At 58.2% G+C, this 13,510-nt stretch carries 16 protein-coding genes; 11 read left to right on the forward strand and 5 right to left on the reverse strand.

The features are described from left to right. Window positions 1-28: 28 nt before the first annotated feature. A complete protein-coding gene (gene lptG, locus MMW58_RS25940; RefSeq protein ID WP_095104269.1) occupies window positions 29-1,111 on the reverse strand; it encodes an LPS export ABC transporter permease LptG in 1,083 nt (360 codons plus the stop codon). Next, window positions 1,111-2,208: an LPS export ABC transporter permease LptF gene (gene lptF / locus MMW58_RS25945; protein ID WP_133601043.1), complete on the reverse strand. Its 1,098-nt coding sequence runs from the start codon at window positions 2,206-2,208 to the stop codon at window positions 1,111-1,113. The genes lptG and lptF overlap by 1 nt, the downstream gene beginning before the upstream one ends. A gap of 267 nt (window positions 2,209-2,475) precedes the next feature. Between lptF and pepA the strand changes: the two genes are divergently transcribed. The 4 genes from pepA to MMW58_RS25965 all read left to right on the forward strand — a co-directional run bounded on the left by pepA (window position 2,476) and on the right by MMW58_RS25965 (window position 8,152). After that, the gene (pepA, locus tag MMW58_RS25950; protein ID WP_123709847.1) at window positions 2,476-3,987 is read left to right on the forward strand and encodes a leucyl aminopeptidase; all 1,512 of its coding nucleotides are present in this window, start codon (window positions 2,476-2,478) and stop codon (window positions 3,985-3,987) included. Window positions 3,988-4,179: 192 nt separating this feature from the next. Next, window positions 4,180-4,623, forward strand: a complete 444-nt coding sequence (gene holC / locus MMW58_RS25955; protein ID WP_041143792.1) for a DNA polymerase III subunit chi — start codon at window positions 4,180-4,182, stop codon at window positions 4,621-4,623. Beyond that, complete coding sequence (locus MMW58_RS25960) at window positions 4,623-7,478, forward strand: valine--tRNA ligase (RefSeq protein WP_241722407.1); 2,856 nt, start codon at window positions 4,623-4,625, stop codon at window positions 7,476-7,478. Before holC ends, MMW58_RS25960 begins: the two co-directional genes overlap by 1 nt. Before the next feature lie 170 nt (window positions 7,479-7,648). Next, the gene (locus tag MMW58_RS25965) at window positions 7,649-8,152 is read left to right on the forward strand and encodes a GNAT family N-acetyltransferase (RefSeq protein WP_133601045.1); all 504 of its coding nucleotides are present in this window, start codon (window positions 7,649-7,651) and stop codon (window positions 8,150-8,152) included. A gap of 89 nt (window positions 8,153-8,241) precedes the next feature. Here MMW58_RS25965 and miaE read toward each other — a convergent pair whose 3' ends face one another. Together miaE and rraB are read right to left on the reverse strand one after the other, a co-directional pair. Then, entirely contained in the window at window positions 8,242-9,006 is a 765-nt protein-coding gene (gene miaE / locus MMW58_RS25970; protein WP_045853290.1) for a tRNA isopentenyl-2-thiomethyl-A-37 hydroxylase MiaE, read from the reverse strand. A gap of 49 nt (window positions 9,007-9,055) precedes the next feature. Then, window positions 9,056-9,481 (reverse strand): ribonuclease E inhibitor RraB, encoded by a 426-nt coding sequence (gene rraB / locus MMW58_RS25975; RefSeq protein WP_133601046.1) that lies wholly within the window; start codon window positions 9,479-9,481, stop codon window positions 9,056-9,058. A gap of 98 nt (window positions 9,482-9,579) precedes the next feature. Between rraB and argL the strand changes: the two genes are divergently transcribed. Beyond that, window positions 9,580-9,675: a putative translational regulatory protein ArgL gene (gene argL, locus MMW58_RS30370; protein ID WP_371823023.1), complete on the forward strand. Its 96-nt coding sequence runs from the start codon at window positions 9,580-9,582 to the stop codon at window positions 9,673-9,675. Next, on the forward strand, window positions 9,645-10,649 hold the full coding sequence (gene argF, locus MMW58_RS25980; RefSeq protein WP_241722408.1) for an ornithine carbamoyltransferase: 1,005 nt from the start codon (window positions 9,645-9,647) through the stop codon (window positions 10,647-10,649). The genes argL and argF overlap by 31 nt, the downstream gene beginning before the upstream one ends. Before the next feature lie 84 nt (window positions 10,650-10,733). Here the strand turns inward: argF and MMW58_RS25985 are convergent, their stop codons facing one another. After that, entirely contained in the window at window positions 10,734-11,186 is a 453-nt protein-coding gene (locus MMW58_RS25985) for a NanQ anomerase/TabA/YiaL family protein (RefSeq protein WP_133601048.1), read from the reverse strand. A 194-nt stretch (window positions 11,187-11,380) separates the two neighbouring features. Here MMW58_RS25985 and MMW58_RS25990 point away from each other — a divergent pair, with 194 nt between their 5' ends. From MMW58_RS25990 to ridA, 5 genes are all read left to right on the forward strand, one after another. Then, window positions 11,381-11,485, forward strand: coding sequence for a pyrBI operon leader peptide (locus tag MMW58_RS25990; protein ID WP_080773194.1), 105 nt, complete (start codon window positions 11,381-11,383; stop codon window positions 11,483-11,485). Then, on the forward strand, window positions 11,460-11,519 hold the full coding sequence (locus tag MMW58_RS30225; RefSeq protein ID WP_112150686.1) for a pyrBI operon leader peptide: 60 nt from the start codon (window positions 11,460-11,462) through the stop codon (window positions 11,517-11,519). Before MMW58_RS25990 ends, MMW58_RS30225 begins: the two co-directional genes overlap by 26 nt. Window positions 11,520-11,521: 2 nt before the next feature. Then, window positions 11,522-12,457: an aspartate carbamoyltransferase gene (pyrB, locus tag MMW58_RS25995; protein ID WP_045853294.1), complete on the forward strand. Its 936-nt coding sequence runs from the start codon at window positions 11,522-11,524 to the stop codon at window positions 12,455-12,457. Window positions 12,458-12,469: 12 nt separating this feature from the next. Further along, window positions 12,470-12,931, forward strand: coding sequence for an aspartate carbamoyltransferase regulatory subunit (gene pyrI / locus MMW58_RS26000; RefSeq protein WP_241722409.1), 462 nt, complete (start codon window positions 12,470-12,472; stop codon window positions 12,929-12,931). Window positions 12,932-13,089: 158 nt separating this feature from the next. Beyond that, a complete protein-coding gene (ridA, locus tag MMW58_RS26005; RefSeq protein ID WP_041143783.1) occupies window positions 13,090-13,476 on the forward strand; it encodes a 2-iminobutanoate/2-iminopropanoate deaminase in 387 nt (128 codons plus the stop codon). The last annotated feature ends 34 nt before the right edge of the window (window positions 13,477-13,510 follow it).

Genomic DNA, 13,510 nt, shown 5'->3' on the forward strand with positions numbered 1-13,510 from the left:
CTCTCCGCGCCGGAGAGGGGGAAGTGCGCTAGCTTTTTCTCATCATCAGCCAGAGGCTTATCAGGAAGAAGCTGGCGCTCGGCAGCAGCGCGCCGATGATCGGCGGAATGCCGTAGACCAGGGTCAGCGGACCGAAAATCTGGTCCAGAACGTAGAAGATAAAGCCGAAGCTAATCCCCGTCACCACCCTCACGCCCATCGCCACGCTGCGCAGCGGACCAAAGATAAACGACAGCGCCATCAGCATCATTACCGCTACCGACAGCGGCTGGAAGATCTTGCTCCACATATTGAGCTGGTAGCGGCCAGGGTCCTGACCGCTGGACTTCAGATAGGTGACGTAGTTATGCAGGCCGCTAATCGACAGCGCGTCGGGATCCAGCGCCACCACGCCCAGCTTGTCCGGCGTCAGCTTGGTATTCCAGGTGCCGCTGACCATCTGCGAACCGGTAATCTGTTTCGGGTCGGTGAGGTTGGACTCATCGACCTGCGACAGGCGCCAGACCTTATTCTCGCTATCAAATTTCGCCGACGCGGCGTAGCGGACCGACTGCAGACGACGCGCATCGTTGAAGGCGTAAATGCTCACGCCGCCCAGCTCGTCGTTACCTTTAACCCGTTCGATATAGACAAAATTGTGGCCGTCTTTCGCCCACAGGCCCTGCTGAGTGGAAAGCAGCGAGCCGCCGTACATCTGCTGAGCGCGGTAGTTACGCGCCATCTGCTCGCCCTGCGGCGCAACCCATTCCCCCATCGCCATCGTCAGCAGAACCAGCGGGATAGCGGTTTTCATTACCGCCAGCGCCACCTGCAGACGGGTGAAGCCTGAGGCCTGCATCACCACCAGTTCGCTGCGCTGTGCCAGCGCGCCGAGGCCAAGCAGCGCCCCGAGCAGCGCCGCCATCGGGAAGAATATCTGCACGTCTTTCGGCACGCTGAGCAGGGTATAGAGCCCGGCGCCCAGCGCGTCGTAGCTGCCCTGCCCGGCTTTTTTCAGCTGATCGACAAACTTGATAATGCCCGACAGCGAAACCAGCATGAACAGCGTCATCATGATGGTGTTGAAAATCGTCTTACCGATGTAACGGTCAAGTACGCCAAACGCCTGCATCACGCCGCTCCTTTGTTAAAACGGGCACGGAAGCGACGCATTGGCACCGTATCCCACAGGTTCAACAGCACCGCCAGCGCGAAATAGAGCAGGTTGATGCCCCACATCCAGATCATCGGGTCCATTTTACCTTTGCCGCCGTTCGACTTAATCGAGGTTTGCAGCAGGAAGAAGACCAGGTAAAGCAGCATTGCCGGCAGCATCGACAGCACGCGGCCCTGGCGCGGGTTGACGACGCTCAGCGGAACCACCATCAGCGCCATGATAAAGACGGTCGCCACCAGCGTGAAGCGCCAGTGCAGCTCGGCGCGAGCGCGATCGGTCTGGGTATGCCACAGCGTGCGCATATCCATCTGTTCGGTGTCATCGGGATCCGACGCCACCGCCTGGTGGCCGACAATCGCCTGATAGTTTTTGAAATCGGTGATGCGGAAATCGCGCAGCATCGCGGTACCCTCAAAGCGGGTACCCTGATTCATGGTCACCACCTGCGAGCCGTCTTTCTGCTGCGAGAGTTCGCCCGAATCGGCGACCACCACCGACGGACGGGCGTTGCCTTTCGGCCGCAGCTGCGCGAGGAATACGTCCTGGAAACGCTTGCCGTTAACGCTTTCAATAAACAGCACCGCGCTACCGTCGCTGGCCTGCTGGAACTGGCCCTGGGCCAGCGCGGCCATGCCGGGGTTAGCTTTTGCTTCCGACAGCACTTCGTCCTGATGCCGGGACGACCACGGCCCCGCCCACATCACGTTGACCGCCGCGACCGCGCCGGTGAACAGCGCGAGGATCATCGCCGCCTTCACCAGTACCGCTTTGCTCAGGCCGCAGGCGTGCATCACCGTGATTTCGCTTTCAGTATAGAGTTTGCCCAGCGTCATCAGCAGCCCGAGGAACAGGCTCAGGGGCAGGATCAGCTGCGCCATTTCCGGAATGCCCAGCCCTAACAGCGAGAGCACCAGATTTGTCGGGATATCGCCATCTACCGCAGCGCCGAGGATCCTGACCAGTTTCTGACAAAAGAAAATGAGCAGCAGGATGAATAGGATCGCCAACTGGCTTTTCAGCGTCTCACGAACCAGATATCTTATGATTATCACTATAAATACGCCCGTAAAAACCCGTCTTATTGCAGGAAAATTGCTTGTTTCATGGCTTAAACGTCATTTATTCTCTTTGGTCGTCGAAAACATCGCTAAGATTAAATGACTCATCGGTTCTGCGTATCAGGTTTTTTTCTGACGAACCAAGGCCGTAATAACGTTAAGATTAACACGAAGTCACCACAACAGCGGACATGAGTTACGAAAGCTTTCAATTCTATCCGTAGCCACCGTCGTTGTCTTTAAGATTCAGGAGCGTAGTGCATGGAGTTCAGTGTAAAAAGCGGTAGCCCGGAGAAGCAGCGGAGTGCCTGTATCGTGGTCGGCGTCTTCGAACCGCGTCGCCTCTCCCCCATTGCCGAACAACTCGATAAAATCAGTGACGGCTATATCAGCGCCCTGCTGCGTCGCGGTGAACTGGAAGGTAAGCCAGGCCAGACGCTGCTGCTCCACCATGTGCCAAATATTCTGTCAGAGCGCATTCTGCTGATTGGATGTGGCAAAGAGCGCGAGCTGGATGAGCGCCAGTACAAGCAGGTGATTCAAAAAACCATTAATACCCTGAATGATACCGGGTCGATGGAAGCAGTCTGTTTCCTGACCGAGCTGCACGTCAAAGGGCGCAACAACTACTGGAAAGTTCGCCAGGCCGTTGAGACCGCGAAAGAGACGCTGTACAGCTTCGATCAGCTGAAGACCAACAAAAGCGAACCGCGTCGTCCGCTGCGTAAAATGGTCTTCAACGTGCCCACCCGCCGCGAGCTGACCAGCGGCGAGCGCGCAATCCAGCACGGCCTGGCCATCGCCTCCGGGATCAAAGCAGCAAAAGATCTCGGCAACATGCCGCCGAATATCTGCAACGCGGCCTATCTGGCCTCGCAGGCGCGCCAGCTGGCGGATACTTACAGCAAAAACGTCGTCACCCGCGTGATCGGCGAGCAGCAGATGCGCGAGCTGGGGATGAACTCCTACCTCGCGGTCGGCAACGGTTCGCAGAACGAATCGCTGATGTCGGTGATTGAGTACAAAGGCAACCCGGCGGAAGACGCCCGCCCGATCGTACTGGTCGGTAAAGGCCTGACCTTCGACTCCGGCGGTATCTCCATCAAGCCTGCCGAAGGCATGGACGAGATGAAGTACGACATGTGCGGCGCGGCGGCGGTGTACGGCGTGATGCGTATGGTGGCCGAGCTGCAGCTGCCGCTGAACGTCATCGGCGTGCTGGCGGGCTGTGAAAACATGCCCGGCGGTCGCGCCTATCGCCCGGGCGACGTCCTGACCACCATGTCCGGCCAGACGGTCGAAGTGCTGAATACCGATGCCGAAGGCCGCCTGGTGCTCTGCGACGTCCTGACCTACGTTGAGCGCTTCGAACCGGAAGCGGTGATTGACGTGGCGACGCTGACCGGCGCCTGCGTGATTGCCCTCGGCCACCATATCACCGGCCTGATGTCGAACCACAATCCGCTGGCCCATGAGCTGATTGGCGCATCCGAGCTGGCGGGGGACCGCGCGTGGCGTCTGCCGCTGGGCGACGAGTTCCAGGATCAGCTGGAGTCCAACTTCGCGGATATGGCCAACATCGGCGGCCGTCCGGGCGGAGCCATTACCGCCGGCTGCTTCCTGTCGCGCTTCGCCCGCAAGTACAACTGGGCGCACCTCGATATCGCCGGCACCGCATGGCGTTCGGGTAAAGCCAAAGGCGCGACCGGTCGTCCGGTGGCGCTGCTGTCGCAGTTCCTGCTCAACCGCGCCGGCTTTACCGGCGAAGAGTAATCTTGCAGGCCGGATGGCGCGACGCTTATCCGGCCCGTAAGTTCGAGCAATTAGAATTCAGTACCCTATGGATTTCGAGTTGCATCGCGGCGGCAGAGCGGCGCACACTTCCGTCAGCATAGTTCACTCTGCGGTCGGGGGTGCCCAAAGGCGGCCAACCAAGAGGCAACGGGAAAGACAACGGGTAGAGATATGAAGAACGCAACCTTTTATCTGCTGGACAACGACGCGCAGCAGGACGGTTTAAGCGCCGTCGAACAGCTGGTGTGTGAAATTGCCGCGGAGCGCTGGCGCAGCGGCAAGCGTGTGCTGATCGCCTGTGAAGATGAGCAGCAGGCGGTTCGCCTCGACGAAGCGCTGTGGACGCGGCCACCGGAGAGTTTTGTCCCGCATAATCTGGCGGGAGAAGGCCCCAGAGGTGGCGCGCCGGTGGAGGTCGCCTGGCCGCAAAAGCGCAACAGCAGCCCGCGGGACATCCTGATCAGTCTGCGGGTAAACTTTGCAGATTTTGCCACCGCTTTCACAGAAGTGATAGACTTTGTCCCTTACGAAGACTCTTTGAAACAACTGGCGCGCGAACGCTATAAAGCGTACCGCATGGCTGGTTTCAACCTGAACACGGCAACCTGGAAATAATGGAAAAGACATACAACCCACAAGATATCGAACAGCCGCTTTACGAGCACTGGGAAAAGCAGGGCTATTTCAAACCGAATGGTGATGAAAGCCAGGAGAGCTTCTGCATCATGATCCCACCGCCGAACGTCACCGGCAGTTTGCATATGGGTCATGCCTTCCAGCAAACCATCATGGATACCATGATTCGCTACCAGCGCATGCAGGGTAAAAATACTCTGTGGCAGGCCGGTACCGACCATGCGGGTATCGCAACCCAGATGGTGGTTGAACGTAAGATTGCCGCCGAAGAAGGTAAAACCCGCCACGATTACGGTCGCGACGCCTTTATCGATAAAATCTGGCAGTGGAAAGCGGAATCCGGCGGCACCATTACCCGTCAGATGCGCCGCCTGGGCAACTCCGTGGACTGGGAGCGCGAGCGCTTCACCATGGACGAAGGCCTCTCCAACGCCGTGAAGGAAGTCTTTGTCCGCCTGTACAAAGAGGACCTGATCTACCGCGGCAAGCGCCTGGTCAACTGGGATCCGAAGCTGCGCACCGCGATTTCCGATCTCGAAGTGGAAAACCGCGAGTCTAAAGGCTCCATGTGGCACATCCGCTACCCGCTGGCCGACGGCGCGAAAACCGCCGACGGCAAAGATTACCTGGTGGTGGCCACCACCCGTCCGGAAACCGTACTCGGCGATACCGGCGTGGCGGTTAACCCGGAAGATCCGCGCTATAAGGACCTGATCGGCAAATTCGTTATTCTGCCGCTGGTTGACCGCCGCATTCCCATCGTCGGCGACGAACACGCCGATATGGAAAAGGGCACCGGCTGCGTGAAGATCACCCCGGCGCACGACTTTAACGACTACGAAGTCGGTAAACGTCACGGCCTGCCGATGATCAACATCCTGACCTTTGACGGCGATATCCGCGAAACCGCGGAGGTGTACGACACCAAAGGCAATGAATCTGACGCCTACCCTAACGCGATCCCGGCTCAGTTCCAGAATCTGGAACGCTTTGCCGCGCGTAAAGCGGTGGTTGCCGCCGTCGACGCGCTGGGCCTGTTAGAAGAGATTAAACCGCACGACCTGACCGTCCCGTACGGCGATCGCGGCGGCGTGGTTATCGAACCGATGCTGACCGACCAGTGGTACGTTCGTGCCGACGTGCTGGCAAAACCGGCGGTGGAAGCGGTTGAGAACGGCGACATTCAGTTCGTGCCGAAGCAGTACGAAAACATGTATTTCTCCTGGATGCGCGATATTCAGGACTGGTGTATCTCCCGTCAGCTGTGGTGGGGTCACCGCATCCCGGCATGGTACGACAACGAAGGCAACGTCTACGTTGGCCGCACCGAAGAAGAAGTGCGCAGCGAAAACAACCTGAGCGCAGACGTCGCGCTGCGCCAGGACGACGACGTTCTCGATACCTGGTTCTCCTCCGCGCTGTGGACCTTCTCCACCCTCGGCTGGCCGGAAAACACCGACGCGCTGCGTCAGTTCCACCCAACCAGCGTGATGGTCTCCGGCTTCGACATCATCTTCTTCTGGATTGCCCGCATGATCATGATGACCATGCACTTCATCAAAGATGAAAACGGCAAGCCGCAGGTTCCGTTTAAGACCGTCTACATGACCGGCCTGATCCGCGATGACGAAGGCCAGAAGATGTCCAAATCCAAGGGTAACGTCATTGACCCGCTGGATATGGTCGACGGTATTTCCCTGGCCGACCTGCTGGAGAAACGCACCGGCAACATGATGCAGCCGCAGCTGGCGGAAAAAATCGCTAAGCGCACCGAAAAACAGTTCCCGGACGGCATCGAGCCGCACGGTACCGACGCCCTGCGCTTCACCCTGGCGGCGCTGGCCTCAACCGGCCGCGACATCAACTGGGACATGAAGCGCCTGGAAGGCTACCGCAACTTCTGTAACAAGCTGTGGAACGCCAGCCGCTTCGTGCTGATGAATACCGAAGATCAGGACTGCGGCTTCAACGGCGGCGCCATGGAGCTCTCTCTGGCCGATCGCTGGATCCTGGCTGAATTCAACCAGACCATCAAAGCGTACCGCGAAGCGCTGGATAACTTCCGCTTCGATATCGCCGCGGGCATTCTGTACGAGTTCACCTGGAACCAGTTCTGCGACTGGTATCTGGAGCTGACCAAGCCGGTAATGAACGGCGGCAGCGAGGCCGAGCTGCGCGGCACCCGCCATACGCTGGTCACCGTGCTGGAAGGCCTGCTGCGCCTGGCGCACCCGATCATTCCGTTTATCACCGAAACCATCTGGCAGCGCGTGAAGGTCATTTGCGGCGTAACCGCCGATACCATCATGCTGCAGCCGTTCCCGCAGTACGATGCGTCCCAGGTTGATGAAGCCGCGGCTTCCGATACCGAGTGGCTGAAGCAGGCCATCATCGCCGTGCGTAACATTCGCGCGGAAATGAACATTGCCCCAGGCAAACCGCTGGAGCTTCTGCTGCGCGGTTGCAGCAACGACGCCATTCGTCGCGTAAACGACAACCGCAGCTTCCTGCTGAACCTGGCGCGCCTGGAAAGCATCACCGTGCTGGCTGCCGATGATAAAGGTCCGGTTTCCGTCACCAAGATCATCGACGGCGCAGAGCTGCTGATCCCGATGGCCGGCCTTATCGACAAGGACGCCGAGCTGGCGCGTCTGGCGAAAGAAGTGGCGAAAGTCGAAGCGGAAATTGGCCGTATCGAAAGCAAGCTTTCCAACGAAGGCTTTGTCGCCCGCGCGCCGGAAGCGGTCATTGCTAAAGAGCGTGAAAAGCTGGAAGGTTACGCGGAAGCGAAAACCAAGCTGGTTGAGCAGCAGGCCGTCATCGCCGCGCTGTAACCCTCTGCCCCTTGCCTGACCGGGCAAGGGGCCCAATCACCGCGTATTCCCACGCGCTAACGACCAGGTTGCAGCACAAACGCCCGTCGCGTTGAACAGCGCTTGCGCTGCCCCCTTTTCCGATGTTATTAACAACAGCATCATCCGCCATTTTTGCTATGAGTAATCGTATGAATACCATCGCGACCATCACGGTGTCGCTGCGCCGGATCACCGCGCAAGACAATGCGGCTATCGCCGGCGTTATTCGCCAGGTTTCAGCCGAATACGGGCTGACCGCCGATAAAGGCTATACGGTAGCCGACCCTAATCTGGATGAGCTTTTCCAGCTCTACAGCCAGCCGGGTTCCGCATACTGGGTGGTGGAGCAGAATGGTCAGGTGGTCGGCGGCGGCGGCGTGGCGCCATTAGCCCACAGCGAGCCCGATATCTGCGAGCTGCAGAAAATGTACTTTATGACTTCGGCCCGCGGACAGGGGCTGGCGAAAAAGCTGGCGCTGCTCGCGCTGGATCATGCCCGCGAGCAGGGATTCAGGCGCTGCTATCTGGAAACCACCGCCTTCCTCAAGGAAGCGGTAGGCCTATACGAGCACCTTGGCTTCGAGCATATCGACGGGCCGCTGGGCCATACCGGCCACGTTGACTGCGAAGTGCGGATGCTTAAAACGCTGTAGTTAGTCTTGTTGTTTACGCTTCCCCGGCCGCGCTGCGCTTACCGGGGACCCGCCTCAGCATATTCCGCCGCGGCTGCGGGAGCGCCGCCTTAAGCGGCCACCGGCACCCCGCTATGAAAGCGAATCTCCGCCTCCGGCGCGTTGATCAGCGCGGCTTCCGCAGCGCCAAGCTGACGCACGCGCTCGCTGATATCTTCCCCGGCAATCTGCTGCGCCAGGCGCAGGTAATCTTCGAAGTGGCGCGCTTCGGAGCGCAGCAGCGACAGGTAGAACTTCTGCAGACTCTCCTCCAGCCACGGCGCCAGGGCGGCAAAGCGCTCGCAGGAGCGCGCTTCGATATAGGCCCCGCAGATCAGCTTATCGATCAGCATCGCCGGCTCATGGGATCGCACCTCCCGGCGCAGCCCGCGGGCGTAGCTGCTGGCGGTCATTTTGACGTAGGGAATATCGTGCGCCTGCATGATCTCGCGCACCTGCCAAAAGTGGTGCAGCTCTTCTTTAATCAGCAGCACCATGCTGTCAATCAGCTGGCGTCCCCACGGGTCGTCCGTATGCGGCATGGTGCTTTTATTGATCCGCTTATGCAGCGCGACGAAATCCGGCTCCGGGCCCCAGCGGTAGGTAAAGTCCTCGTACGGCTTCAGGCAGGCCAGCAGCTCGTCGGCGCCCTCTTTATCCGCCACATATTTACGCACCAGCAGCATGGCGTTCTGCGCCGCTTTCAGCTCGCAGACCATATGATCGGTGAGCAGCAGCGGCAGGTTTTCCGGCTTACGGGCTTCATCAATCCACGCTTGCGGGGTGGTGCAGTGCAGGAAGTTGAGTACGGGGGAGAGTATTTGCGGGTAGTCCATCGAGATTCCTTGCTATACGGCGGCAGATACCGCCGTATCCATCAGCGGCTTAGTGACGTACGCCGTCGTCATCTTCATCGACGAAATCTTCGTCATCGTCTTCGTCGCCATCTTCACCGTTAGGGTCTTCGTAGTAGGTGCCCCAACCGTCATACTCGACGCCAAACTTTTCTGCCAGCGTCAGCAGCTGTTCAACCTGGGCATCAATCAGCTCAACCTTCAGCGCGCTCTCGCTCAGGATGTCGCAGCAGATAACGGTTTCGCCCTCTTCGACTTCCAGCTCTTCCGGCTCGGTCACTTCGTAACCCATCTTGAAGGCTTCGACCGCAACTTTTTCCAGCGTTTCGAAGTCGTCGGCGGAGAGATGATGCTCAATGGTGTACAGCGCGTCCGGATCGCTGCCGTCTTCGAGCAGCTCTTCGATAATCAGACGCGTTTCTTCACGCTGTTCTTCCAGTAGTTCCGGGTTTGCCATGGCTCGTTCCTCATAATGTGCGGCAGTTACTTCTATTGTCACATACCGCCGTGATTGCCTCCACCTTTGCGCGAAAGATTTGTGCGGCGGGGTTGCAAATGAATATTCATACATATAAAGTGAATTTTAATTCAATAAGTAGCTTAAGCCATGCGAGGGAACCATGTCGACGTTTTATCAGAAGCATTTTTTGAAGTTGCTTGATTTTACACCTGCAGAAATCACCGCCCTGCTCAAGCTAGCGACCCGGCTCAAAACCGATAAAAAAAACAGCATTGAAATCCAGCATCTCGCTGGCAAAAACATCGCGCTCATCTTCGAAAAAGACTCTACCCGCACACGATGCTCTTTCGAAGTTGCCGCATTCGATCAGGGCGCGCGCGTCACCTACCTCGGGCCAAGCGGCAGCCAGATCGGCCATAAAGAGTCCATCAAAGATACCGCCCGCGTGCTGGGCCGGATGTATGACGGTATTCAGTACCGCGGCCACGGCCAGGAAGTGGTTGAAACCCTCGCCCAATACGCCGGCGTGCCGGTGTGGAACGGCCTGACCAACGAATTTCACCCTACCCAGCTGCTGGCGGATCTGCTGACCATGCAGGAACATCTGCCGGGGAAAGCGTTCAACGAGATGACCCTCGCCTACGCCGGCGACGCGCGTAATAACATGGGCAATTCGATGCTGGAAGCGGCGGCCCTTACCGGGCTGGATCTGCGCCTCGTCGCGCCGGCGGCCTGCTGGCCGGAAGAGAGCCTGGTGGCCGAGTGCCAAGCGCTGGCGCAAAAGCACGGCGGCAACATCACCCTGACCGAAGATATCGCCGCCGGCGTGAAGGGCGCGGACTTTATCTATACCGACGTTTGGGTATCGATGGGCGAAGCCAAAGAGAAATGGGCCGAGCGTATCGCCCAGCTGCGTGACTATCAGGTGAACAGCAGCATGATGGCGCTGACCGGCAATCCGCAGGTGAAGTTCCTCCACTGCCTGCCGGCGTTCCACGACGATCAGACCGCGCTTGGCCAGCAGATGGCCGCCGAGTTCGGCCTGCATGGCGGGATGGAAGTCACCGACGAGGTGTTTGAATCCGCGGCGAGCATCGTCTTCGATCAGGCCGAAAACCGCATGCATACCATCAAGGCGGTAATGGTCGCGACCCTGAGTAAATAACCCGCGAAGACTCCCGGAGGCGCCGCGTGCGCCCTGTCCGGGCCACTCCCCGGCAAGCGCAGCGCGGCCGGGGAGCGATGGCCCTTAGCCCATCAGCATCTTCACCACCGCTTTGCGCACTTTGGCGGGCGAGCCCACCGCGCACAGCGGCTTATGCACCTCTCCCGGATAAAACACCACAAAATCTCCCGCGCTGAGAATCATGGTTTTCTCCTGTTCGCCGGCGGCGAGGAACGCAATGTCTTTATCCGCCAGCCAGTCGATATCCGGCGTCCCGGCGGGCCGGGTGCTGAAGGTCATCCCCTCCTCGCCCTGCAGCACAATCTGGATATCCAGGTAGCGCGCGTGATACTCGGCGCGGCGCTCGCTGAGCGCTTCGGTGGTATCCTGCGAAATCAGATAAAACAGGTTGTTGCCGTCAATATCGTGTTTACCGAGCGGCGTCTGCTCGCTGACGTGAGCCTTAACGTATTCGATAGCGTGACGCAGCGGCTCCGGTAGCCAGGCCTGCAGATGGTGAATGTTGCCGACGATCATAATAACCCTCAAATATAAAACAGCTTTTCATTTCCGGTTTTTATACGCCCCTTGCGACTGCCATACCACCACTTTTTAACGCTTTTTTGCGCTGGCGCAGCGATATCGAAGCAAACGTTTACCTGTTTGTGGACTAATCGCTTGATCCGAAATTTGAGCTGCGTATAATGCCGGTCGATTTGCCGGGAGGAAGCATGGTCTATTGCGTACGACATTCTGTCTTACCGCGTCTGAAAACAGGCGCTGGCGTAGCGTTTTTCTTTCCGTTGCTCAATGAATTCTCGAAGCCCCTTATTTAAGGGGCTTTTTTTTTGCCCAGGCGTCAGGAGATAAACATGGCTAACCCGCTATATCAAAAACATATCATTTCCATAAACGATCTCAGCCGCGAAGACCTTGAACTGGTCCTGGCGACCGCTGCAAAGCTGAAAGCGCACCCGCAGCCGGAACTGCTGAAGCACAAGGTTATCGCCAGCTGTTTTTTTGAAGCCTCTACCCGCACCCGTCTGTCGTTCGAAACCTCGATGCACCGCCTCGGCGCCAGCGTGGTCGGCTTCTCCGACAGCAGCAACACCTCGCTGGGCAAAAAGGGCGAAACCCTCGCCGACACCATTTCGGTCATCAGCACCTACGTTGACGCCATCGTGATGCGTCATCCGCAGGAAGGCGCGTCGCGGCTGGCAACCGAATTCTCCGGCGGCATTCCGGTGCTCAACGCCGGCGACGGCGCCAACCAGCACCCGACGCAAACCCTGCTGGATCTGTTCACCATCCAGGAAACCCAGGGCCGCCTGGAAAACCTTAACGTGGCGATGGTCGGCGACCTTAAATACGGCCGCACCGTGCACTCCCTGACCCAGGCGCTGGCGAAATTTAACGGCAACCGCTTCTACTTTATCGCCCCTGACGCGCTGGCCATGCCGCAGTACATCCTCGATATGCTCGACGAGAAAGGGATTGCCTGGAGCGTCCATAGCGCCATTGATGAGGTCATGGAGGAGGTCGATATTCTCTATATGACCCGCGTCCAGAAGGAGCGCCTCGACCCGTCGGAATATGCCAACGTGAAGGCGCAGTTTGTGCTGCGCGCCGCCGATCTGGAAGGCGCCCGCGACAATATGAAAGTGCTGCACCCGCTGCCGCGCATTGACGAAATCACCACCGATGTTGATAAAACGCCGCACGCCTGGTACTTCCAGCAGGCCGGCAACGGCATCTTCGCACGCCAGGCGTTACTGGCACTGGTACTGACTAGCGAGCTGGCTCTGTAAGGGGAAACGACCATGACACATGATAATAAACTGCAGGTAGAAGCCATTAAGCGTGGCACCGTCATCGACCACATCCCCGCGCAGGTGGGCTTTAAGCTGCTGACGCTGTTCAAGCTGACCGAAACCGACCAGCGCATCACCATTGGCCTGAACCTGCCATCGGGCGAAATGGGCCGCAAGGATCTGATTAAAATCGAGAATACCTTCCTCACCGACGAGCAGGTCAACCAGCTGTCGCTGTACGCCCCGCTTGCGACGGTCAACCGTATCGACGATTACGAAGTGGTCGGCAAATCGCGGCCTAACCTGCCGGATCGGATTAACAACGTGCTGGTGTGCCCGAACAGCAACTGTATCAGCCACGCCGAGCCCGTTTCATCCAGTTTTACGGTGAAAAAACGCGAAAACGACATCGCTCTGAAGTGCAAATATTGTGAAAAAGAGTTTTCACATTATGTGGTTCTGGCCAACTAATTGAGGTTGGTATTGGCAACCCGGCTCCCTATAATGGCCGGGTCCTTACGCGCTATCCTTCAAGCTGCTTCCTTGACGGCGACTCGCCCCCTGCCGCGTCGATGCAACTCGAAGGATTTCGCGTCACTTCTTAATTAAGCTGTTATTCAGGAGAACTCATGTCTAAAACTATCGCGACGGAAAATGCACCCGCAGCTATCGGCCCGTACGTTCAGGGTGTTGATCTGGGTAGCATGATCATCACTTCCGGCCAGATCCCGGTTGATCCTAAAACGGGCAGCGTACCGGAAGAGGTTGCCGCTCAGGCGCGCCAGTCTCTGGACAACGTAAAGGCTATCGTTGAAGCGGCAGGCCTGAAAGTGGGCGATATCGTTAAAACCACCGTCTTCGTCAAAGACCTGAACGACTTCGCCACCGTGAACGCCGCGTATGAAGCGTTTTTCACCGAGCATGATGCGACCTTCCCGGCACGCTCCTGCGTCGAAGTTGCACGTCTGCCGAAAGACGTGAAGATTGAGATTGAAGCGATCGCGATTCGCCGCTGATTGTTCAGCCCTCTCCGCTGCGGGGAGGGTTATC

Source organism: Klebsiella sp. HC6 (assembly GCF_022605325.1).
Lineage (GTDB): Bacteria > Pseudomonadota > Gammaproteobacteria > Enterobacterales > Enterobacteriaceae > Klebsiella > Klebsiella terrigena.

Coding starts and splice junctions, on each gene's coding strand:
- lptG (WP_095104269.1), bottom strand. CDS start 1,111: ATGCAGGCGTTTGGCGTACTTGACCGTTACATCGGTAAGACGATTTTC.
- pepA (WP_123709847.1), top strand. CDS start 2,476: ATGGAGTTCAGTGTAAAAAGCGGTAGCCCGGAGAAGCAGCGGAGTGCC.
- holC (WP_041143792.1), top strand. CDS start 4,180: ATGAAGAACGCAACCTTTTATCTGCTGGACAACGACGCGCAGCAGGAC.
- MMW58_RS25960 (WP_241722407.1), top strand. CDS start 4,623: ATGGAAAAGACATACAACCCACAAGATATCGAACAGCCGCTTTACGAG.
- MMW58_RS25965 (WP_133601045.1), top strand. CDS start 7,649: ATGAATACCATCGCGACCATCACGGTGTCGCTGCGCCGGATCACCGCG.
- miaE (WP_045853290.1), bottom strand. CDS start 9,006: ATGGACTACCCGCAAATACTCTCCCCCGTACTCAACTTCCTGCACTGC.
- rraB (WP_133601046.1), bottom strand. CDS start 9,481: ATGGCAAACCCGGAACTACTGGAAGAACAGCGTGAAGAAACGCGTCTG.
- argL (WP_371823023.1), top strand. CDS start 9,580: ATGAATATTCATACATATAAAGTGAATTTTAATTCAATAAGTAGCTTA.
- argF (WP_241722408.1), top strand. CDS start 9,645: ATGTCGACGTTTTATCAGAAGCATTTTTTGAAGTTGCTTGATTTTACA.
- MMW58_RS25985 (WP_133601048.1), bottom strand. CDS start 11,186: ATGATCGTCGGCAACATTCACCATCTGCAGGCCTGGCTACCGGAGCCG.
- MMW58_RS25990 (WP_080773194.1), top strand. CDS start 11,381: ATGGTCTATTGCGTACGACATTCTGTCTTACCGCGTCTGAAAACAGGC.
- pyrB (WP_045853294.1), top strand. CDS start 11,522: ATGGCTAACCCGCTATATCAAAAACATATCATTTCCATAAACGATCTC.
- pyrI (WP_241722409.1), top strand. CDS start 12,470: ATGACACATGATAATAAACTGCAGGTAGAAGCCATTAAGCGTGGCACC.
- ridA (WP_041143783.1), top strand. CDS start 13,090: ATGTCTAAAACTATCGCGACGGAAAATGCACCCGCAGCTATCGGCCCG.